Source organism: Streptomyces tanashiensis (assembly GCF_014648895.1).
Lineage (GTDB): Bacteria > Actinomycetota > Actinomycetes > Streptomycetales > Streptomycetaceae > Streptomyces > Streptomyces tanashiensis.
The window spans coordinates 39,637-59,902 of record NZ_BMRZ01000022.1 but is presented as its reverse complement, the minus strand read 5'-3'; the positions used below and the strand labels follow the sequence as shown (position 1 = coordinate 59,902).

The window sequence follows — 20,266 nt, the reverse complement described above, 5'->3', positions numbered from 1 at the left end:
CTGGAGGTTCATTCCGCATGCGCTCCACCCGAATTGCGATAACCACCGTGATGCTCGGAGCACTCGCTCTGCCGCTGGCGACCGCGGCCTCGGCCACCGCCGCACCGGGGGCACTCGGCAGCAACGCGCACGCCGCTCTGCCGTCGATCCGTGACTGCGACCGGCCCGGACCGTGGGTCATCGGGGCCCGCGCCGTCACCATCCGCTCCAAGGCCACCACCAAGTCCACCGCCGTCGGAATCCTCTACCGGGGCCACTCCTTCACCGTCCACAAGAGCAGCGGCGGCTGGCACTACATCACCGACCGGACCACGGGCGTGAAGGGATGGGTGTCGGGCACCTACGTCTACCGCGACGTCTACATGTGCCTCGACTGACCTTCTCTGCTGAATTTCGCTCACTTCAGAAGGGATTGCCCGTGTCCGACGGTATGGAAGATGTCGTGGGCCCGATCACCGAGCAGATCGTGCAGCGATTCGGCCTGAGCATCGACGCGCTCAAGGCCGCGGTCGAAGCGGCGCCGAACGCCCATCGGGAGGCGACCGTTGTCGTGCGCTGGCATGGGTTGCTCACCGAGTCGCAGACCGCCTTGGAACGGGCGGAGGACAAACTCCTCGCCGCCCTGGATACGCAGCCCAGCGAGGTCGACGACCCGACGCTGGATCTCGCTCACCGCGTCGACGCCGCTGTCACGATCCGCGACGGCCGGGCCGTGGCCCTCCGGCTCCTTCTGGAACCGAACACCGGCGGCAAGCAGGACGTGGAGGCGGTACGCCCGACGCGGCGTGGACCGGCCGTACCGACCAACCCGCCGACGCGTTCCGCACGTGCGTCTGTGCCGTCTCGGATGGCGGTCCGCTGAGCGTGCGGACCAAGCTCACGTCCGCCGAGCTCACCGTACGGATCGAGGACTTGTACGGCGCCCCGCTCACCACACTCGAAGCCCACGCTCAGACCCAGCCCCCGGGCATGCTCGCCGCCCTCCTTGGCAGCCGTCACGACCTGGCCTTCGCCGAGCGGACCATCGCCTTCCACCGGGACCGGCTCCTGCAGCTGATCCAACCCGAGCGCGGCATCGGCGCCCACGAGGCGTCCCACCTTCTCGACTGTGCTCGCCGCATCGCTGAAGCCGTTGCCGCACGGGAGGCCCAGGCCAAGACCGCCGCAGCGGTCCTGAACAGCCTGGGACGAGTTCGCGCCTGTGAGGCCCCGGCCGTCGCCGTGGCTCTGGCACCGCCGAAGGCGAGCGCGACCACAGCCCCGAGCCGCTGAGCCGAACGGGCACGTCCCCTTCACCCCTGGAGTACTCCCTTGGCCACCATCGGTCTGCCCACAGGCAGCGACACCGACATCGCCCGCGTCACCGAAACCCTCGGCATGATCACCCCGCGTTGGAACGTCCGGATCCTGCTGACGCTGGCCTCCGGTCCTCTCCGCTACACCGAGATCTCGGACAAGATGCCCTGGCTGCTGAGCGGCCAGCTCCACCCCAAGCTCCGGGCGCTCAGCGATGCAGGGCTCGCCGAACGCACGGAGCATACGTCGCGGCATGTCACGTACGGTCTCACCGATCGGGGTACGGCGTTGTTGCCGGTGCTGCCCGTAATCGCCGCCTGGGCCGATGAGTTCCTGGAGAAGCCGGATGAGCCCCTGTCCGCGATCGAGCACGTCGAGGACAGCCTCACCCTGCTCACCCGTCGGCATACCGCCGCGATCCTGTGGGTCTTGAAGTCCCGCGGGGAGAGCAGCGCGCGGGCCATCGCCAGGATCGTGATGCCCGACGGGTACTGGACGAACATCTACCCGCCCCTGCGGCAACTCGCTGACGATGGGCTCGTGGCGAGCGCCGGTCCTGGTCAGCCCTATCGGCTGTCGTCATCCGGCGAGGGCCTGGGCCGCGTCTTCGGGGCGCTGTCGGCCTGGTCCGCCGGCCGAAGCCTCGACTCCGGCGCCCAGCACCCGGTCTGGGGGAACGCGGAGCCTGCTGTGCGTACAGCTCCGAAGCACTGGACGAGCCACCGGCCCCGCATCCCCCAGCCAGCCGTACCGACCCGACCGGCGCGCCCTGCCTACGGCGACCTGTTCTCCCACGCCAACCCGGCTCGCATGCAGATGGCACTCCGGGCAGGAGGTGCCCGCCGATGACCTCCGCTCCCCGTCCGTGCGAGTTCGAGCGGACCTGCTCGGCCCTGGCGTCACCCGAACTGATCCGACTGATCACCGAGATAGACGACAACGGCACCATCCCGCCCCGCGGCCTGGCGCGCACTCTCCCGGATCTCTCGCCGCACCAGCTCCGGCACGCCGCCGCGCAGGCGCACACTCTCGGCCTCGTCCGTACACGCCGGGGCCTCAGTCTCACCGAGTCGGGTACTCAGCTGGCCGAGGTCTACGACGAAGCCGCTCGCTGGGCTCGCGCCCATGACTACCCGGGTGTCACCAACACCTTCGTGACACGGGTACGGGCCACCCTCCAGCTCCTGGGCAGCGCCGACGTATCCGTGCGGCGCCAGGAACGGAACGGCGAACTCGGTCTCGTGGTCTCGCTGGAGGCCATCGAAAGCCTCACCGGCCCGAAGAACGCCGTGGAGTCGTGGATCGCCAGACATGGCGGAGCCGACCCCACGGCCACCGAGGCGTTCGAAGGCGCGCGGCAGGCGGCGTAACCCGGCCACCGGCGGGGTCATAGACCTCGGAACGCCTCCCACAGCCGCGCGGCATCCGCCCAGTGCGTGCGCCCCCCGACCGGATCTTCTCTTCCTCCATCCCGCTGAGGCGGGCTGCGCTCTTTGACGAAAGCGACGATGACCGACCTGATCGCCGGACCTCGGCACGCCCTCCACACCGCAGGACTGCTGCGCGGCATCTACCTGCCGCGCACGGTGGACGCCCTCGCGTTCGCCATGTCCACGTACGGCATCCCGCTTCTGGTGCTTGCGACCACCCGCTCGGCCGCTCTGACCGGTATCGCGTTCGCCCTGGAGTGGGTGCCCCGCCTGGCCGCGTTCGGATGGGCGGGCGCGGTCGTGGACCGCCGTGGCGCGTCGGTCGTCTTCTTCCTCGCCTCCCTCGGCCGCGCCCTGGTCATCGCCGCCGGCGCGATCATCCTCGTACTCCACCCCGACGGCATCGTGGCGACCGCGACGGTGATGGCCCTGGCCGCCACCACCGGAGTGCTCACCGAGTTCAGCTACATCGCAGCCGAGACCGCGGGGGCCGCCGCCGGCCGAGTGGTGGGGGAGCGGGCGCACCGTGTCCAGGCCGTCCTGCTGGGCATCGACCAGACCGCGACGCTCGCCGGACCGGCGCTCGGCGCGCTGCTCCTGCTCGCCGGACCACCCCGGATGCTGGCCGTCATCGCCGCCCTTTCGCTGGTCGCCGCCCTGCTCGCCCTGAGCACCCCGCCGTCGGTGGTCGCTCCCACCCGTGCGCCGAAGCAGCGTGCAAGCGCCGGGTTGATCACCGGCCTGCGGACCATCCGGTCATTGCCTGCACTCGGTTGGCTCGTGACCGGCCTGACCATCTCCAACCTGGCGACCGGTTTCCTTCAAGCCGCGGGCCCCTTGATCGTTGTGGACCACTACGGCCAGTCCACCACGGCCGTCGGCATCGTCTGGTCGGCCGCCGCCGGGGCCACTCTGGTTGCCGTCACCGTCTGCCGGTTCGCCATCGACCGCCTCGGGTTGTGGCCAGTGGGAGCGAGCTGCGCCGCCATCGCCTCCCTCGCCTGCCTCGCCGTCTCCCAGGCTCCCGACTACCTCTCCTACCTGCTCCTCGTCGCCGTCCTGATGGCCGGCGAAGGCGGCATGACCGTCGTCCTGCGCACCCTGCGTTCCCGCCTCATCCCCCCGGCGGTGTTCGGTAGCACCCTGTCGGCCACCGTCCTCGTCCTCCTGGTGCCCTTCCCCCTGGCGGGCGTCCTGACCGCCCTGACCCCGTCCTGGGCGCTCGGCCACGTCATCACCGTCTGCGCCGCTCTGCAGGCCCTCGGCCTGGCCATCGCCTTCGCCCGCCTGCGCACCGACCCGGCTTTGGCTGCCTGACCCGCCCCGTCCTCGTGGAGTTCCCCCGATGCCCGCAACCCGCCTGGCCCCGCGCCGCCGAGACGCCCACCTCACGATCGCCGAGCAGTTTCACGCCTTCGATGCCCAGAACCCGCACGTCTACCAGGCTCTGGAACGACTCACCCGCGAGCGGCTGACGGTGGGAGCCACACGCATCAGCCTCAAGGCTCTCTTCGAAGCCCTCCGGTGGCGGCTGCCAAGCGGAGTGCGCGGCCTGAACAACAACTTCACGGCCCTCTACGTCAGGAAGCTGATCGCCGAGCACCCCGAGTGGGCCACCGCGTTCGAGCTGCGCCGCCGCCGCACCCCCTGACTCTTCCCACGTCCATGCTGTCCCTCGCACCCTGGAGTCTTCTTGTCCGCTCGTCCCGTCGTGCTCGTCGTCGCCCCTGGTGACCGCACCTACCGCGGCTACTGCCTGGAGCAGGTGGCCGCCGCGTACGACGTCGTCCTGATCACAGGCACCGAGCCGTCGTGGGAGAAGCCGTTCATCGTCGACCATGTCGTTGCCGACCTCGACGACACCACGGCTCTATTCGCCGCCGGCCGTGCTCTGGCCGAGCGCCACGAACTCGCCGGCATCGTCACCTGGTCGGAGTGGCACCTCGTCCCCACGGCCCGGCTCGCTCGCGCTCTCAGCCTCGCCACGAACTCGGTGGAGGTGATGCAGGCGTGTCGGAACAAGGCCACGGCCCGCACCCTGTTCGCCCGTCACGGCGTCCCGTCGGCCGCATCCATGAAGGCCCGCTCCCTGGTCGAGGCTGGCCTCGCCACGATGACCATCGGATACCCCGTCGTCGTGAAGCCCGCCGCCTTCGCCGGAAGCATCGGCGTGATCCGCGTCGACCGGGCCGAAGCTCTGCCCGACGCCTTCCAGTTTGCCGCGGCCGGGGCCGACCAGAGCCGGGAGGATAAGGCCGTCCTGGTCGAGGAGTACCTCGACGGCCCGGAGATCTCCGTCGAGTGCGTCACCCACCGCGGCGTGACCACCGCCGTCGCCGTCACCCGCAAGTCGCTCGGTCCGGCCCCCTACTTCGAGGAGACCGGGCACACCGTCGACGCCCGCGACCCTCTCCTGCCCCAGGTGGGCCCTGTCGCCGCTGCCGCGATCAAGGCCCTGGGGATCACCGACGGCATCCAGCACGTCGAGATGCGCCTTGTCGACGGCTGGCCCCGCCTGATCGAGGTCAACGCTCGCATCGGCGGCGACATGATCGGCCGCCTCGTGCACCTCGCCACGGGCGTCGACCTGCCGGGCATCGCTGCCGGCCTCGCCACCGGACGCGCGCCCGACCTCACGCGAACCCACCACCGCGCCGCTGGGATCCGCATGCTCTACCCGTCCGCCTCGGGTGTGCTCACCGAGCGCCGGATCAACCAGCCGTTGGCCGCCCGCACGCCGTGGCTACGAGAGGTGACGTGGATCCGCGAGGTCGGCGACCAGCTCGTCCTGCCGCCCGAGGGTGACCTGTTCACCGCCCGCGCCGGCTTCTACATCGTCACCGGCCGCGACACGACCGAGGTCAACGAGCGTCTTGACCTGGTCGCCGAGGAGACCGCAGTCGAGACCCGGACGACCCGATGAACCACGGCCCCGGGGATCCGGCGGAGATCGACGGAGACGTATTCGTCTCACCCCGCTACCTGGCTGGCAGCACCGCGACGGGGGATCCCGCTCTTCAACCCCTGTTCGCTCTGGGCTGGGAGCTCAGCCATGACGACCTCGGCAACGCCTACGTCAATGCGCCCGACCACAAGGTCCGGCTCGGCTTCCTTCCCGAGGGGGAGGACGACGGCCTGTGGCGCATCAGTGCGTACCGCGACCGATTCGGTCCGCCCGTCTGGGGCGTGAGTTTCAACGACACGGCGCCCACTGAGTTCGTTGCCGCCTTCACTACCGCCCTGGCCAAGGCATACGTTGCCGGCCCGGACGCCTATCTGGCCGGGCGCCGCCCGGAGAGCGAGGAACTCGACGCGTTCCAGCCCATGGTGCCGCTCATGCAACGCGGCTGGGAGATCCAGCACCCACGCTGGGGCGTCTTCGAACTCCGGGCCCCCGACGGTCTGGCCGGCATCGAGTACACCACCGGTGACCTCGATGTCGAGAAGGAACTCACCACCCTGGAGGCTCGGTGGTACCTGTGGGGTGGTCCCAAGAAGAGCTACGCACGCTGGTACGCCACAGCGTCCACGCATACACCGATCGCGCTCGTGAGGGCCATCACCGACAGTGTCTCCGACCCGGCGCCCCTACCGCGCTGGAAGGACAGCATGCTGTTCTCGCTGGTGGAGCGCGCTCAGCTCACCCCGTTGGTGCCGCCCAGGTCCCCGGCACCGACCCCGCGCGACCTGCAGCGAGCCGTCGCCGCTCGCCGCGCGCCGGCTCTCACCACGCGCAGCGTCCCGCGGTGGACCACGGCCACACGTCCGTCGATGAGCCGAGTCCGCTGACCTACCGCTTCCCCGACTCGCCCAACCCATCAAGGAGCACCACCTTCGTGCACCCTCGTATCGTCCGCGTCGCCGCCCGATCCCTGGCCGTCGCCATCGCCGCCGGCGCGGCCGGCACTCTGGCCTGGTCACCTGCCCAGGCCGCCCCCGCGCCGAGCCCGCTGGGCCCCGGGTACACGATCCCGGACTCGGACGGCAACGTCGACGCCTCGCACATCGGTGCTTACGGCCCGCCGGGGCCAAAGGTCTTCGGCAACGCCGAGACCTACTGCGCGGACCCTGAGCGCAAGGGTCCGGCCGACGCCGGCCGCTACAGCGCCCCGACGGTCGTCACGTCCTGGACGTCCTCGGTGACCGGCATGCCGGTGCCCGGCGCGAACCTGGCGTACGCCTCGTACGTGATCGGCCGGTACGGGCAGACCCGCGACCACGCCCAGGCCGCCGCGGTCGACGCGTCCGTCTACGAGTGGCTCGCGGGAGGCACGTACGGGATAGACGGCACGCGAGGCAAGCAGCGCCTCGCCTACCCGGTGGTCTCGCCGACGGCACGCACGCTCGCGCTGCGGTACATCGACGAGGCCAAGCGGTACGCCGGTCCGTACGCCCTGCACATCAGCCCCTCGGTCACGAAGACCCACACCGGACAGAAGGTCACCCTGCAGGTGAAGGTCACCTCCACGCTCACCGGAGCCGCAGTCCCCGGCGTCACCGTGAAGCTCGCCGAGTCCGGCTCCGGCACCACCACCGGCAAGATCACCACGGACCAGCAGGGCGCCGGAGCATGGAAGTTCACCGTAGGGAGGGCCGGGAGGGTCACCGTGCGAGCCACCGCCACCGGCCTGCCCGGGGCCCAGCTGAAGGTCCTCACCCCGCAGGACCCCGCCGCGCAGCGCATGCTCCTGGCCGGTGACACCACCACGGCCGAGGACACCACCACGGTGGACGTCACCGCAGCGCCTGGCGGCGTGGAGATCCACAAGAAGGACCCTGAAGGCTTCGTCCTCACCGGGGCTGCCTTCCAGCTCCTCGACTCGGCCGGCAAGGTCGTAGCCGAGGGCAAGACCGGCGCGAAGGGCCTGCTCGTTCTCGACGGCATCGCGCCCGGCACCTACCGGCTGCGCGAAACGTCCACGGGTGACACGATCCACGACCTCGTTCCGGACCAGGACGTCACCATCACCGAGGGCCGCGCCGTCCACGCCAACCCGCTAGTGGTCATTGACCCCTTCAAGAAGGCTGACTTCCTCCTCCGCAAGACGGACAAGGCAACTGGCAAGACGCTGCCCGGCGCGGTCATCAACATCCGTTCGGACGAGGTCGGCCCAGACGGTGAGCACCGGCCCGGCAAGCAGCTCCTCGCCCTGACCACAGGCAAGGACGGCACCGCCACGTCAAAGCTCGACGTCACCCTGAAGGCCGGCACCCGCTACTGGGCCACCGAGACGACTGCGCCTAACGGCTACCAACTCGACTCCCAGCCGGTGGCTTTCGTTGCCAAGCCCGGCGAGCACGTCACCGTCACCCTCGCGGACACCGCCATCCCGCCGACCGTGCCGCCGCCCACCGCACCCCCAGCAACGCCCACCCAGCAGCCCTCGTCCATCCCGCCGTCCGGCAGCCTTGCCCACACTGGAGCCGAGACCACCCCGTGGTTCCTGGCGGGAGCGGGCAGCCTGCTCAGCATCGGCGGTGCCCTTTACCTGACCGCCCGCCGCCGACGAGCGCTGGCGAGCCCCGTCGACTAACGATCAGCCCGACGGGCGGGGATGGCGCGGGGACCGCTCGTTCCTGGAACCGTGGCAGAGGCAGCAGGCGCTGCTGTACGCCTCAGCCGGTGCCGGCGGTGTGCTGGTGCAGACCTGTCGCGGCTGGTGCGGGCCCGGTGGCCGCCCCGGGAGCGGCCGCGGCTTATGCCTCGTAGCCGTGTTCGGCTCGGTGGGTGTGCTCGGGGCCAGGGTGCGTCACGCCAGGGACCATGGGTTGGCTGTAGTCGAGGGAGATGGTGCTGAAGGTGTCACTGGGGACGGGAGCTGTGTCGTTGTCGGCGATGATCAGCTGCACGCGATCGCCATAGGCATCCGCGAGTGCTTTGAAGCGGCCGTAGATGCGGTTCCCACGTTCCTGGTCGTCCGGGTTGTTGCCCAGTGCCTTGCGGGGAGAGTCGATGATCAGTAGTGAGGGGACGAGGACATCGGGGTGCGTGAGCCCGAATTCAAGCAGCGCGAGGCTGTAGGCGATGCTCACACATGTCGTGATCCCGCCGCCGGAAGCCTGCAGGCTCTCGAAGGGGCTTCCGTCGATCACTGGTAGGTAGGTCTTCGGATCGATGATCGCCGTCTGTACCCAAGGCAGGTGCAGCTCGGCGAGCAGGGTGAAGAATTCCTGGCTCAGGTCGTCGACCAGTTGTCCGCGGGCGGCGAGTGCCAGGGAGCGGGTCTTGACGTCGGCTTGGACGCGTGTGCGGGTCGCTCTGAGGTCCTTGACCTCTTGGGCGATGGACCGCGCGCGAGCCCAGGCATCGCGCAGCTGAGTTACGGCGTCGATGCTCGCTCCGAGCGCGGCTACGCGGGCGCTGGAGCCGGCGATCGCGTCGAAGCGAGGCGCGACGACGTCACGGGTCTGCGCGTCCAGCTCCCGTCGAAGGGTGGTGGCGAGAAAGTCGGCTTGCTGAGCCCGGTCGCGAGCAGCTGCAAGGACCTGTGCATCAGCATCTAGAACTGCTCGTGCGTCCAGCAGCTGCCTCTCCAGGGCCTCACGTGTCTCCTGGATGGCTGCGGGGTCGACGGACTCGTCCGGGGGATCGGGCTGCAGGCAGACGATGCAGTGGTCTTCTTGGACCGGTCGCCCTTCCAGCCGCTGCATGCAGCGTGGGCAGATGACAAAGTCGAAGGGGGACAGCTTCTCAATCGCGGACGCCGAGCGGTCCAGCCGTAGGAGATCAAGTTCGACCTGAGCGACCACTGATTCACGCGCCTCGAGCAGCTCGCGTGCCGCCACGATCTCTTGGCCGGCGTCCCTCGCCGCTGCGACGGCCTGACGAAGCTCCTGGCGGAGAACGGCATCAGCCGCGCTGCTTTCCTCCAGCTCCGAGCGCAGCGCACCGAGGGCCCTTTCGGCGAAGGTCAGCATCTCGCGCAGCTGGAAGAGCTCCGCACGGAGCGCGTCATCGCTGCGCGAGTCCGACTCTCGCAGGAAGTTGCTGACGTTCTCGTGCTCAGCGGTCTTCGTCTTCATGTCGGTCAAGAGCTGCGCCGAGCGCTGCTTCAGATCCAGAAGCACGCTGTCCGTCAGGCCGAAAATGACTTCGAAGAGGGCTCGACGCATGCCGTCGAAGTACGACTGCTGGTGGCGAACGATTTGGGTGTCGATGTAGATCGCTTCGAGGTAGACGTAGGCGAACAGAGCCTGGAAGGTCATGTTGGCCTTGGCCGCTTTGCCTTCTCGGCGTACGGGAATCGATACGCGGGGGAAGCCGAGGGCGCTCAGCAGCCGGTCGGACAAGGTCGTTTGACCCTCTTCGGCGCGGATGATGAGGCTTTCGCGGAGATCCAGTGTGACCGGGTCGAGCACGTCCACGCGGTCGCTTCCGGCTTCGCCGATCATCCTCCTGAGTACCACGTGCTCGTCGCCGACGAGGATCTCCGCACACACCGAGTGGACGTGGTCACGTACGGCAGGCGTCAGGATGGCGTCGCCGCCGACAGCGTGCTTGAGCAGCATGAGAAGGCTGGACTTGCCGCTGCCGCTCGGCCCGCTGATCACGGTGGCCGGCTGGTCGAACCGGTACGTCTTCTCGGCGTCGGCGGTGGAGACGGTCAAGGCCAGAAACTTCAGGTGGACCGCCATCAGATTTCCGTTCGCCAGGGCCTGTCCACCGCGTCGGGCAGGCGCTCGTAGATGAGGGTCTTTAGCGCTGACCCAGACTTGTCGAAGTGCTTCTTCAAGAGCGCCGTCCGATGCGAAACGAGCGCCCACTCAGGCGTCTCGGACAGAGTGGCCGCGGCAATGGCGCCGGAGGCGGTGATGCGGAACTCAGCCCGGTCGCCCTCGCCGTACGTGATGAGATCACGGGCCGCGAGCGAGCCGAGGACGCTGTAGTAGCGCTGATCCCAAGGCCCGTACTTGTAGCGGGTCATGCGGCTCTCGACCGCCCGTCGCTCTGCGGCCGTGGGTTCCATGCCGCGGGGCCAGGCGTGGCCGTCCTCCTTGAGTAGGCGCTCCAGCATCGCCGGATAGCGAAGAAGGAAATCGAGCTTGGCCAGCTTTGTCAGTCCCGCCAAGCCCGTGCGCGCCGTGGTGAAGCGGTCGATCAGCAACAGGACCCTTGCCTCGTGATAGTGGGCTTCACGGCGTTCCTCGTTGCGGGCCTGCCCCTTGATGCGCGCCTCGGAGGCCAGACGCTCGGAGGCGTTGCTCACGATGCCTCCTCCTCGGAGACATCGAAGACGTCGGAGAAGTAGTAGTCGCAGTCGTCGCACAGCTGATACGCCAAGCCGCGAAGATGCTTGGCGTTGATCTTGAACGGCAGGGTTGCCAACATCGCTTCCGGCGTCAACCGCTGCCTCAGCAGCCGATTCATCCTCGCCCCGTACGGGCTGCCCTCCGCCGCTTCACTCTGCGCATCCGCGCGGCAGTCGAAGGCGGTGTCCAACACTTCCAAGCGCATGTTCGCAAGGTCGGAACTGTCGCCGGGCAACCCCGAACGGTGCTCCGCCCACGCCACGTACCAGGCCGAGCGCAGGCTTTCTGCGTGTGCAACCTCGTCATCGGGTACGTGCCCGCGTACCAACTTCTTGCGGAGATTCGCTCCCCCGGGAGCGACCATCGGGAGCCGGCCGGGAGTAAATGTCGGCACCGTGAGCTCGCGGTAGACGAACTCCTCGCGCACGGTATGGGGGTAAAGCGTCCGGCGCGCGATGCGCTGCTGCATCTGCACGTTGTGGAGGACCCGGCTCGGCGTCGCGATGTACTCGGCCAACTGGCCGCGCTCGCCCTCGCCGCGGTTGGCCTGCTCGATGCGCTCGACGATTCGCCGGTAGGTGGCTTCGTCATCTACGTGGTCCAACTCCAGAGCCAGGATCGCTGGCCGAAGAAGCTGCTGGAGGTTGTGGTCAGTGATGAACCGGGAGGAGGGGACGCTCTTGTAGTCGATGCGCAGCACTGCCAGGAAGCGCTTGATCGTGGCAACGAAGCCATCGGGGATGACGATGTCAGTCATCTTCTTGGTTTCGGTCACCACTGGAATGTGCGGGTACGGCTGCTTCCAACGGATCTTCAGGAAGTACTGTGCGACGGTCGTTGCCATAGCGTCGACGCCGGTAGTGACCTCCGGTTCCGGGCCGCACATCTTGGCGAGTGCAGCGGCGTTTCCCTTGTTCGTGTTCAGGGCGCCGTTCGTCGTGAGGCGCAGCCGGACGTTGTCTGCGGAACCGCATGCGCGCCAGCTGTTGAACAGGTGAGCGAGGCCCCCGTCCTTGCACAGGTCGCCTACATTCCACAGGGTCCGGTGGTACTGGCGGTGCTTAACTGACACCAGCTCGACGGAACCGTTCTTGAAGGCGATGACGAAGTCCTCATGCCACTCGCAGACGACGTACTCGATCTCGTCCCGCGTGAGCATGGCCAGGCACGCCTGGGCCGCCACTTCGGCTTGATACCGATAGAGCCGGGCGGTGTCGGTTCCCCCGTCCTCCCCGGGCGCCCGCTGAAAGATGGGATGCACGAAGTCATCGGCATCATCCCCCGCGTCCACCGCCACGTCGACCACAACCACCCCCAAGCTGTGTAAGGCACACCGCGAGCCCAGAGGGCCAGCGAGCCGAAGATCCTTAGGCGTATCACAGTCCGCATGCGTGACGTAACCGAGTGATCACACAATTCTGGAAACGGCCAGATATCTGCGTCATCAGCGGTGGAGCTACCGGCTCAGGAGGCTGTGACCGGCAGCGCCCCTACCCGGAACAACCCTCGTGGACAGAGGCTGAGAACTACTAGGAGCCCGTGTACCAAGCAGAGCCCGTATGGCAACTCCTCATGGCACGCTCGCACCTTCCAGTTTCAGAGGGCGCGCCCAGGTGACGGGCGGGCGGCGGGTGCAGCGGGTGGGAGAAGTTGTGACCACCGTCGTCTGTGTGACGGAGGGACCCTTGCATCAGCCGCGAGGCGGGGCATGGGTGGGCCTGTTCGACGTGTTCCAGTGCGGCTGCATCGCGCCGGGCGATCAGGTCCACGACGCCCCTTCGCCGCATCTGCCGCGTGCGGCTGCCCCAGGGCCGCGCCACCGGCTCGACGGCTGGCATCGACCCCAGCCGCAACGTCCGAACAACGCCCATTGTTGGCCTGCCATCCTCACACTGCACGGCTCACGGCCGGTCGGGCCAGAAGATCGACAAGGGGAGTCGGACGGCGGGAAGCTGTACCGCCTGGATCGGCCCGAGAACGGCTGTCGTGGCGCGAGCGGCCTCGTCGTAGGAGCCGGAGCCCAGGACTTCAGCGGAACAGGCAGGACAGTCTCCGGGGAGTCGGACGTGGCCGGTGCTGCGATCCCCGGAACCTCGGACATGCGCGAAGGCGTCGTCGGGAAAGTCGGCCCGCACGGCATGCCATACACCGAGGCGTTCGTCGTCGAGCAGCCCGGCTGCTACCGCCGGCCGCATCGGTGGCAGCAGGCGTTCGTGGTCCTGGATGAGGAACACTCGGTCGGTGAAATCGACGCTGTCCCCCTCTGGGCGCTCGTATTCCAGCCACGCCCGGGCCTCCTCGCGGGTGCCGGGGCCCCACAAGTACTCCGTCGGGAAGCGCGTGGTCTCGTAGCGGGTGTCGAACTCCGCCCAGTGATCGTCATTCCAGCGGCTGTTCGGGATGAAGGGGACCGCCCGCACCACGACGTGCTGGTACTCGTCGCCTTCTCGTTCTTCCGCTGGGTCCGGGACGGAAAGTGCTCCGGCGGGTTCCATGCGCGCTCGCCCGGAACCATTCCAGCTCAGCACAGCGATCTCCCGGTGCAGAGGCGCCGGGTACAGGCGCCCACCGGGAGTGGCCCACCCCCACAGCTGGTTGATCAGTTCCGCCAGGTCCCGCACCGTCTGGGCCGCCCCGACGGGGGTGTCGACATGATGGCCGGAGGGATGGGCAACGTGGTTGCGCAGCTTGGCCAGTGCGTCTTCGATCGTGCGACTGCGCCGCCCGCGGAGCAGACCTGCCGTGCGCGCCCACTGGCGAAGGCCGTGCAGCATGCCGTTGAACTCGATGGTGTTCGTGGCGACGACCAGCTTTGCGCGTCGCCGCGCCATTCGGTCCGCGAGCCTCTTGACATCGTCGTACGACGTGACGGCGAAGGAGGCGTCCGGGTCCTGGGAGAAGCGGAAGGTGATGGTGCCGGCGGACCATTCCATGAAGCGGTCGCGCAACGCCTGCTCGTAGATGAGGAGGGCCTGGTCGCCGACCATGGTGTACACGTCGTAGCAGAGCACGCCGTAGGCGAAGACGGTACGCAGCCGCTCGAAGGAGGCGCGTGTTCCTGCCGCAACACCCTCCGCCAGGTCACAGTCGGCGATCTGCCGCTGTTGGAACTCCGCCGCGTCGTCGGGTTTCATCCGGCTGCCGAGGCCGTAGGGGTTGAACGCCAGCGACAGATTGTCCGCAGCTCGCAAGTCCTCAAACGACCGGATCTCCATGTACTTCTCCTCATCATGGGAAACAGGCCAGGATGCACCTCTAGGCCCGTGATCGGCCACCCGTATTCCCCTGGGGTGTGACTTCTTGAGTCCGCTGCGAGAGGACTTGCAGGTTCCGCGTCGCCTCGTCCACTGGCATCGCTCGGACTCTCGGTTTTCGCTATGCCCACTCATGCCCGCTGTGCTTCGTCCTGCTGTTGTGTCCGTGTCGCGCATTCGGCCTTCACCGTGTGTCTGGCCAGCAGCGCGTGCTGTGCAGGACGCAGACGCCATCGCCCGCCTCGTGCACTCGTGACGCCGTACTGGTGGTGACGGGCCGCCATGCCGGGACCCTGTGAGCAGGTGCGCGAGTAGTGCTGCCTCTTGTGCTGGCTACATGCAAAGAGGGGGACTGCTCGCTCAGGACGTATGAGTCCCATCCCCTTGTCCCACTGGCCCTGGTGGGCATCGCCGATGGGAAAGGGCGGCAGGGCTGGGGAACCTACAGGGCCACTGTCGGATCTGGCAGCTCGCGGCAAAGTCCGTGCACGCTGACCAGAGGCTCTCTCGCAGTCTCAGGCCGAGTGCAAAGCCGCTACTCAAGGATTTCTTCCAGGAGCTCCTCAGCCCTTCACCGCAGCAGCGCACGCGATGGGCCGGCGTGGGCAGCTGCTACCCGACGCCTTCCGGCTGGGTTTGTTCCCTGCATTCCGGGCACAGGGGGCCGGCCCCACCGTCGTAGTCCGCCTCAATGGGCCACAATCGGCTGCAGCCTGCGCAGGGGGCCAACTCGCCTGAGGTGTAGCGGGCGGTGCAGCCAAAGCAGTACAGCCCGCCGACCGCGGTGGGATCGTCCGCGAACACAACCCCCTCCAGGAGGTCGTAGTCGTCGCACTGCGGGCACAGTTGAATCAGTTCCTCCGTCTCGCCGCGGGCCTCCAAGTAGTCGGAGGCGATCGACTCGTCCGAGGACCAGGACGCGCCGCAGAAGTGGCAGAGGCCCCCGCCTGGGACAAGAACGAGGGTCATCTGTTCGCAGTCCGGGCACTGGACGGTCAGGCTCTCTTGTCCCTTCAGCTCGCCCCGGAGCCGGTTCAGACGCCGGGTGACGAAGGAGCTGATGTTCCGCACACCGTCGCTCACCGGGATCATGTCCCGGGCGGCCCTCTCCCGCTCCGGACCGCTGAGCAGCGGCAGGAGTTCGTCTTCCAGGAAGCGCATGAGGAAGTCAAGCACCCTGCCGGCGCGGGCCTCTACCGCGTGGGCACTGTGGGTCAGGCCGTAGTGCTGCAGCGCGTTGCGGTCCTTCGCGAGGGCACCGAGCGCCTCGGTCTCCTTCTTGTCGAAGTCGATCCCGGCGATGTCGCGCAGGCGCTCGACCGCTGCTCCGGTGCCGCAGCTCTCGAAGTCCGCACTGTCGAAGTCTCTCCGGGTCGCCTTGCCGGGGTCCTTGAAGACCAGGCTCCAGTGCTCACGTAGCAGCCGGGCCTTGAGAAGCACTTCGGCCGCCGCCTGTAGATGCAGGACCGCGTACTTGAGGTCGCGAGGCTCGACCGCCGACTCCTCCTCGTTGAGGTGCTCGACGACACTGGCAAGGTAATCGATGCCGTTGCGGACGGGAGGGAAGTCCAGCTGCGGGGGCCCGGAGCGGCGCCCCGGCGGGACAAACCGGCGCCCGTCTCCGGCGTCGGCAGATCGTTCACCGTCCATGCGCTTCCCCCTCCGGCAACAGCCCGGCGGGCCCTTTCCTGAGTGCACAGGATAGCCGTCATCATCTTGTGGCATTCGGACTACCTGATGTCGTGCGCCACGCCCCTACGAACGTTCGGGTGACACGGCGGCGCGTCATCCTGACGTCAAGGACCTGCCCCCGGTTGATGTGGTCAAATCCGGAGCGGTGGGCCCGGCGGGGCCCCTGCCCCGTGCTCGACCCGACATCGAGCACGCCGTGGAGAAGCCAGCTCGGCCGGCGCCGCTGCATGGTCCAGATGTTTCCGTGGCTCTCTGCCGCGCGCGCTGTGTCGGGACGGCTCCGCGGTGTGAGGGGCTCCGAGATATGAAGGCAACCGCCGTCGAACGTCGCGCCGAACTGCTGCGTCTGTACACCGGGCTGCCCTGGCAGTCCGCCCGGCGCCGGGTCGAGACAGCCGCGCCCGGCTCCCTGCTGATCCCGGAGCCGGACGCCGACCAGCTCTTGCTAGAGGCCCGGGTGATGGCCACACTGGCCTGGCGTCGGATCACGACTGTGCACCCGTGGGGCATCGAATACGTCGACCCGCGCTCCGACCGCCTCCTGATCCGATTCGAGGCCGACCCGGTCGAACGGCGCGACCCGGACGAGACCCAAGCCCTGGACCTGGCCGAAGCGCTGCTGCCGCGCGCCGACGAGTACGGTGACATCAAGGGGGTGCCCGGGGCCCGTACCCACGTCGAGGGCGGGCAGGTGGTGCTGCGCGTGCTGGACACGTCCGCCTCCGTCACCCTGCTGGGTCTGGACCCCGACGAGTGGCTGCGCGCGGTCGACGTCCAGGACCAGCAGATGGGCACCTGCGGCATGACGCCGTGCCACCGCGACCTGCCGACCCGGTGGCACCCGGCCGAGCGTCCCTACCGGCGGCCGGGCCGCCAGGGCACCGCAGGGTCGGCCTGGCTGACTAGCGGACTGCTGCGCCGGGTCGGCCTGATCCGAACCCTGGGGGTACCGCTGGCCGTGACCGGCTGGCTCGGCCACCACGAACGCGGCGGTGGCGAACGCTGGATTATCGACCCCACGTTCGCGGAAGGTTCCGGTGCCACCGGCCACCAGCGGCTGATGGCACTGCTCACAGCACCCGGCTGGGGCCTGCCCCTCACTCCCTTGGACGACCACTGCAACTGCCATCTGGCGACTGGTTACAGCGACCAGTGCACCGCCATCGTCGCCGGCCTGGCCGAGCGGCCCGGAGTACTGGAGGTTCGTGCCATTCAACGCCGCGGCGACCGTCTGAAGCGGATCAAGGAGGACCGTCCAGGGATTTACGCTGCCCAGCAGCAGCTTGCCTTCCCCGTGCCAGCCTGGGTTGACCGCTGGCTCAAGCGCAGCGGATCTCGTGTTCCGGACGTAGCGATTAGCGCTGTCGCCAACCTTCGCTGAGATTGGCTCAGTTCAGCACGACCGCGTAGTGCCTTCCTGCGATCATCGTTCTGCCCTGAGAAGTCGATGCTAACCGAGGCGAAGCTATGACAAGCGACTACACGGAACTCACCAAAGAAGCAAAGTCGCTGGGCGGGCCTGACGCACTGCGGTCCCACTATGAGAAGGAGGGCCGGGCGCAGGCTGCTGTAATCGGCATCGCTCTTCTCGGAGCGGGTGCTGGTGCAAAGTGGCTCATGAGCAAGGTGTACGACCGTGAGGCCAGGCGGAAGCCCCGACCAGGCAGTCTCACATTGGCGACATAAGTGCCACTGCTGTGCCACTGCGGCTGAGACTGCGCCAGGAAGATCTGTGACCTGCAGCCATGTACGGATCCAGTTCGCCTGGGGCAGACAGGAAAGAGCCTCAGAAGACTGGTCAACGGGTGTACGGGCATGTCAACGTAGACGACCTTCCCGGAAAACCCACAGGTCAACGAGGTGAGGCCCATGATCGCGGCTCCTGTGAGCCCCGGATTCTCCACGACCATCCAGGCCCTGCGGCTGCGCGAGTGGCAGCTCGGTCCGGGCGAGCCCACGCTCGTGATGGACCAATTTTCCGCGGCGGACTTTCACGTGGTCGTGGACGACCGGGCCGATGTGCACGTCAGCTCGAAGGACGGACGCTTCTATCTCGGCTGGTATCCGCTCGGGCGTCCTGGTACAGACGGGGAGGGCTGGAAGATCGCCGTCACCGGTACTGCGAAGGTTCCCGGTTACAGCATCGCCTTCGACACCCAGACGCCGGCCGACGTTGTCGCAGCCGCCGTGGCCCGTGTGCTGGAGACTTCCCGGCACCTGTGAGGCCGAGCGTCGAACTCTGTGCACATCAGCCGGTTCGAGTGTCCGAATTCCCCAAGACGCACCTGAGCTCAAGGAGGCTTCCCCCATGGAGCGACCGGAGATGACCGTCGGCGACCTCATCGATTGCCTCTCCGCGTGTGATCGCAGCGCGTCGTTGCGGCTGGCGATGAACCCGTTCTTCCCCATGGCTCACCGGGCCGCGCAGATCGTTGAAGCCCTGGATGAGAGGGGGAAGCCTGTCGTCTACCTCTCCGAAGGGCGGGATGCGGACAGCCAGCTCGGTCCTCTTCCGTCCGAGGTCGCCGTCGCCTTCACCTGGCAGGCGCCCGTACTGGCGCCCTCGCGTCGCCCCCGCCGTTCTGCTTGCACGGAGGGCATTACTCCCGTACACGGCTCTTGGAGGCGCCCCTGAACCGCAACTCCCCACTCGATTCATCCACCCCGGGCAGCGCCCAGTCCCGCTACTGGGTCGGCCCCCGGCACCTGGCCGGTGACGACGGACGGCTCTACGACGCCGTAGCCGACACGCTCGCCGCCCTCGGTTGGACGAGTCTCACGATCGTCCGCGGACGTCAGGAGCCGGACGAGGCACCGGAAGACCGACAGGTCCTGCGTAGCACCGTCCTTCACATCAGCCCTGACACTCTCCGGTGGGCGCAATGGGCCCTGCCGGACGAGCCGTTCCACCTGGGCGAGCTTCCCGTCGCCTGGCAGGTGTCTGCCCGTGTGGACTCCGACAGCCCGCTCGCGCAGTGGTCGGCCTATTTCACGACCGACGTCCCGGGTGAAGTCCTGGCAGACTTCCTCGTCGCGCTCGACGCCCGTGAGGAGACCGCCACCGCGTTCGCCGGGCCCGACTTGGTCCTCGACGCCGCCACGGCGCATGGCTGGCTCCGCGACATCGACCAGCCCGACGCAGGGGCGACGGACCCCACCTTCACCTCGCACCTCAGCCTCGGCGAGGTTCCGCCGCTCATCCAGGACGCCGACCCCCGCGCTCTCACTGCTGGGGCCGACGTGGTGGGTCCGGTTGGATGGCAGGCGTGGGCGGAACCCGCTCTTGGGGAGTCCTACCTGTGGGCTGCCTCCTTCAGCGCCAGCGTGCCGCACGACCTCGTCGCGCGCTTCGCCGCCTCGCTCAGCTCCAGTGCCCCGGTCCTACGTGGGGTGCTGCCCGCAAGCACCCAGGACAGGCTCCTTCGCGCCCCTGCCAGCTGAACACCGATGCCTGCCCCTCAGCTCTCCATGGGGAGGCGAGCTACCCGCACGCGTTCCACGAAGCCCGGCCCCTGATCCAGGTGCCGGGCTTCGTGGTGCGCCGGGCCTCGCGCCGTCCGAGCCCGTGGGGGAGTCATTGCGAGGTCAACAGGTCGGTTACGGCCTCCGCCGTCAGCAGGTTCTCGCGTGTCAGGTGCTCGGCTATCGCCGAGACGCGGGGCCAGGCAACGGTCAGCGCGACCAGTGCCCGCTGCTGTTGGTACGCCCAGTTCCACGGCGGCAACCCTGGGCCGGGGGGTCCGTAGTCGAGTGCACTCCATCCGCTGCCTGGCACGGTCGCGGTGGCCTCGGCCACCTGCTGGGCAAGCTCTTGGTCGCCGAACCCGCCTACTTCGATTGCCCAACGCCTCTCTGGAGTCAGTTCTCCCTTCGACGTGTTCCAGAGGAGTTCTGCTTGTACCCCGGCAGCCAGAACCATCAGTGTGTCCGAGGCTGACGCTATGTTCAGGGGAACGCTCGCGTTGCGGCCGTGTGCACGGAAGGCACCGCACTCGGGACACGGGGGGTCGACGACGACCTCGACGGGCACAGCCGGCACTCCCACGAGGAACCCGGCGACCGCATGCCCCGCCTCGTGTATCGCCGTACTCTCCACGGACTCCTCCGATGAAAAGCCAAGATGCGAGGCGAAGCAGCAGCGGTCCTCGGGTATTGGAACGGTGGTGTGGCCTGAGAGGACTGTTCCGTTCATCCGGACGGTGACTGGGTAACTGGGGTAGCCGTCAGTGGCATCCATGCAGAGCAGACCTCACAGCAGACGAGTCGGGGCTGTGACCATACTCAATCCCAGTCACGCGCCCGCCCCTTGAGTCAGGACACCGTCCAATAGCGGGCTCATCGGTA

The 20,266-nt window shown here is 68.1% G+C and carries 20 protein-coding genes; 14 read left to right on the top strand and 6 right to left on the bottom strand.

Features of this window, described 5'->3' with window-relative positions; translation table 11 throughout:
• The first annotated feature begins 17 nt into the window (after positions 1–17).
• From IE237_RS37080 to IE237_RS37035, 10 genes are all read left to right on the top strand, one after another.
• Positions 18–377: an SH3 domain-containing protein gene (locus tag IE237_RS37080; RefSeq protein ID WP_229843919.1), complete on the top strand. Its 360-nt coding sequence runs from the start codon at positions 18–20 to the stop codon at positions 375–377.
• 41 nt (positions 378–418) lie between these two features.
• A complete protein-coding gene (locus IE237_RS37075; protein ID WP_229843918.1) occupies positions 419–862 on the top strand; it encodes a hypothetical protein in 444 nt (147 codons plus the stop codon).
• Between the two features lie 2 nt (positions 863–864).
• Complete coding sequence (locus tag IE237_RS37070) at positions 865–1,272, top strand: hypothetical protein (protein ID WP_189806597.1); 408 nt, start codon at positions 865–867, stop codon at positions 1,270–1,272.
• A 39-nt stretch (positions 1,273–1,311) separates the two neighbouring features.
• A complete protein-coding gene (locus IE237_RS37065) occupies positions 1,312–2,145 on the top strand; it encodes a winged helix-turn-helix transcriptional regulator (protein WP_189806596.1) in 834 nt (277 codons plus the stop codon).
• Positions 2,142–2,666, top strand: a complete 525-nt coding sequence (locus IE237_RS37060; RefSeq protein ID WP_189806595.1) for a hypothetical protein — start codon at positions 2,142–2,144, stop codon at positions 2,664–2,666. Before IE237_RS37065 ends, IE237_RS37060 begins: the two co-directional genes overlap by 4 nt.
• Before the next feature lie 138 nt (positions 2,667–2,804).
• The gene (locus IE237_RS37055; RefSeq protein WP_189806594.1) at positions 2,805–4,043 is read left to right on the top strand and encodes an MFS transporter; all 1,239 of its coding nucleotides are present in this window, start codon (positions 2,805–2,807) and stop codon (positions 4,041–4,043) included.
• A gap of 28 nt (positions 4,044–4,071) precedes the next feature.
• On the top strand, positions 4,072–4,377 hold the full coding sequence (locus IE237_RS37050; protein ID WP_189806593.1) for a hypothetical protein: 306 nt from the start codon (positions 4,072–4,074) through the stop codon (positions 4,375–4,377).
• Between the two features lie 42 nt (positions 4,378–4,419).
• Positions 4,420–5,649 carry an ATP-grasp domain-containing protein gene (locus IE237_RS37045; RefSeq protein WP_229843917.1) on the top strand — a complete coding sequence of 410 codons (1,230 nt, stop codon included), beginning with the start codon at positions 4,420–4,422 and terminating at the stop codon, positions 5,647–5,649.
• Positions 5,646–6,515, top strand: a complete 870-nt coding sequence (locus IE237_RS37040) for an SPDY domain-containing protein (protein WP_189806592.1) — start codon at positions 5,646–5,648, stop codon at positions 6,513–6,515. The genes IE237_RS37045 and IE237_RS37040 overlap by 4 nt, the downstream gene beginning before the upstream one ends.
• A gap of 47 nt (positions 6,516–6,562) precedes the next feature.
• Entirely contained in the window at positions 6,563–8,260 is a 1,698-nt protein-coding gene (locus IE237_RS37035; protein WP_189806591.1) for an MSCRAMM family protein, read from the top strand.
• Positions 8,261–8,423: 163 nt separating this feature from the next.
• Here the strand turns inward: IE237_RS37035 and IE237_RS37030 are convergent, their stop codons facing one another.
• The 5 genes from IE237_RS37030 to IE237_RS37010 form a co-directional block, all read right to left on the bottom strand.
• The gene (locus IE237_RS37030; RefSeq protein ID WP_189806590.1) at positions 8,424–10,361 is read right to left on the bottom strand and encodes a coiled-coil domain-containing protein; all 1,938 of its coding nucleotides are present in this window, start codon (positions 10,359–10,361) and stop codon (positions 8,424–8,426) included.
• A complete protein-coding gene (locus tag IE237_RS37025) occupies positions 10,361–10,933 on the bottom strand; it encodes a hypothetical protein (protein WP_189806589.1) in 573 nt (190 codons plus the stop codon). The genes IE237_RS37030 and IE237_RS37025 overlap by 1 nt, the downstream gene beginning before the upstream one ends.
• Complete coding sequence (locus IE237_RS37020; protein WP_189806588.1) at positions 10,930–12,288, bottom strand: dsDNA nuclease domain-containing protein; 1,359 nt, start codon at positions 12,286–12,288, stop codon at positions 10,930–10,932. Before IE237_RS37020 ends, IE237_RS37025 begins: the two co-directional genes overlap by 4 nt.
• A 589-nt stretch (positions 12,289–12,877) precedes the next feature.
• Positions 12,878–14,191, bottom strand: a complete 1,314-nt coding sequence (locus IE237_RS37015; RefSeq protein WP_189806587.1) for a hypothetical protein — start codon at positions 14,189–14,191, stop codon at positions 12,878–12,880.
• A gap of 651 nt (positions 14,192–14,842) precedes the next feature.
• Positions 14,843–15,880: a hypothetical protein gene (locus IE237_RS37010; protein ID WP_189806586.1), complete on the bottom strand. Its 1,038-nt coding sequence runs from the start codon at positions 15,878–15,880 to the stop codon at positions 14,843–14,845.
• A gap of 346 nt (positions 15,881–16,226) precedes the next feature.
• Between IE237_RS37010 and IE237_RS37005 the strand changes: the two genes are divergently transcribed.
• The 4 genes from IE237_RS37005 (at position 16,227) to IE237_RS36990 (ending at position 19,363) form a co-directional block, all read left to right on the top strand.
• A complete protein-coding gene (locus IE237_RS37005; RefSeq protein ID WP_189806585.1) occupies positions 16,227–17,303 on the top strand; it encodes a hypothetical protein in 1,077 nt (358 codons plus the stop codon).
• A 488-nt stretch (positions 17,304–17,791) separates the two neighbouring features.
• Entirely contained in the window at positions 17,792–18,145 is a 354-nt protein-coding gene (locus IE237_RS37000; RefSeq protein WP_189806584.1) for an SPDY domain-containing protein, read from the top strand.
• 85 nt (positions 18,146–18,230) lie between these two features.
• Complete coding sequence (locus IE237_RS36995; protein WP_189806583.1) at positions 18,231–18,557, top strand: hypothetical protein; 327 nt, start codon at positions 18,231–18,233, stop codon at positions 18,555–18,557.
• The gene (locus tag IE237_RS36990; RefSeq protein WP_189806582.1) at positions 18,542–19,363 is read left to right on the top strand and encodes an SPDY domain-containing protein; all 822 of its coding nucleotides are present in this window, start codon (positions 18,542–18,544) and stop codon (positions 19,361–19,363) included. The genes IE237_RS36995 and IE237_RS36990 overlap by 16 nt, the downstream gene beginning before the upstream one ends.
• A 133-nt stretch (positions 19,364–19,496) precedes the next feature.
• Here the strand turns inward: IE237_RS36990 and IE237_RS36985 are convergent, their stop codons facing one another.
• On the bottom strand, positions 19,497–20,159 hold the full coding sequence (locus tag IE237_RS36985; protein WP_189806581.1) for a hypothetical protein: 663 nt from the start codon (positions 20,157–20,159) through the stop codon (positions 19,497–19,499).
• Positions 20,160–20,266 lie beyond the last annotated feature (107 nt).

What these genes read in the sequence shown, in the direction of transcription:
- IE237_RS37080 (WP_229843919.1), top strand. Translation starts at nt 18, where the DNA reads ATGCGCTCCACCCGAATTGCGATAACCACCGTGATGCTCGGAGCACTC.
- IE237_RS37060 (WP_189806595.1), top strand. Translation starts at nt 2,142, where the DNA reads ATGACCTCCGCTCCCCGTCCGTGCGAGTTCGAGCGGACCTGCTCGGCC.
- IE237_RS37055 (WP_189806594.1), top strand. Translation starts at nt 2,805, where the DNA reads ATGACCGACCTGATCGCCGGACCTCGGCACGCCCTCCACACCGCAGGA.
- IE237_RS37050 (WP_189806593.1), top strand. Translation starts at nt 4,072, where the DNA reads ATGCCCGCAACCCGCCTGGCCCCGCGCCGCCGAGACGCCCACCTCACG.
- IE237_RS37040 (WP_189806592.1), top strand. Translation starts at nt 5,646, where the DNA reads ATGAACCACGGCCCCGGGGATCCGGCGGAGATCGACGGAGACGTATTC.
- IE237_RS37030 (WP_189806590.1), bottom strand. Translation starts at nt 10,361, where the DNA reads ATGGCGGTCCACCTGAAGTTTCTGGCCTTGACCGTCTCCACCGCCGAC.
- IE237_RS37015 (WP_189806587.1), bottom strand. Translation starts at nt 14,191, where the DNA reads ATGGAGATCCGGTCGTTTGAGGACTTGCGAGCTGCGGACAATCTGTCG.
- IE237_RS37010 (WP_189806586.1), bottom strand. Translation starts at nt 15,880, where the DNA reads ATGGACGGTGAACGATCTGCCGACGCCGGAGACGGGCGCCGGTTTGTC.
- IE237_RS37005 (WP_189806585.1), top strand. Translation starts at nt 16,227, where the DNA reads ATGAAGGCAACCGCCGTCGAACGTCGCGCCGAACTGCTGCGTCTGTAC.
- IE237_RS37000 (WP_189806584.1), top strand. Translation starts at nt 17,792, where the DNA reads ATGATCGCGGCTCCTGTGAGCCCCGGATTCTCCACGACCATCCAGGCC.
- IE237_RS36995 (WP_189806583.1), top strand. Translation starts at nt 18,231, where the DNA reads ATGGAGCGACCGGAGATGACCGTCGGCGACCTCATCGATTGCCTCTCC.
- IE237_RS36985 (WP_189806581.1), bottom strand. Translation starts at nt 20,159, where the DNA reads ATGGATGCCACTGACGGCTACCCCAGTTACCCAGTCACCGTCCGGATG.